The organism is Bacillus sp. SIMBA_074, from assembly GCF_046534555.1.
In the GTDB taxonomy this organism is placed as follows: Bacteria; Bacillota; Bacilli; order Bacillales; family Bacillaceae_G; genus Bacillus_A; species Bacillus_A mycoides.
Window position 1 is genome coordinate 1 of record NZ_JAWRYM010001104.1, and the last position, 242, is coordinate 242.

Annotated in this window: 1 protein-coding gene; it reads right to left on the reverse strand. The window is 39.3% G+C overall.

Going from position 1 to position 242, the window contains the following annotated elements:
* On the reverse strand, positions 1-242 hold a 242-nt coding region (locus tag SB773_RS34170), incomplete at both ends, for a CpsB/CapC family capsule biosynthesis tyrosine phosphatase (RefSeq protein ID WP_410594947.1).

The window sequence follows — 242 nt, forward strand, 5'->3', positions numbered from 1 at the left end:
CTACCAGAGGTAAGTTGAGTTAAGGCACCCTCCTGGACCAAATCAAATAAAAGTTTATGATTCTCGATCAATTCCTTATTTCTCTCCGGATGCACGATTATCGGTGTTATTCCTTTAAGCAGCAGCTCATAAATCACTTCTTGTGTGTATGTAGGGACCTTTCCCGATGGAAGCTCTAGCAGCAAATATGTACCATTATCGTCTAACGTTAGGATCTCTTCTTTTTCTAGTGAAGTAAATAT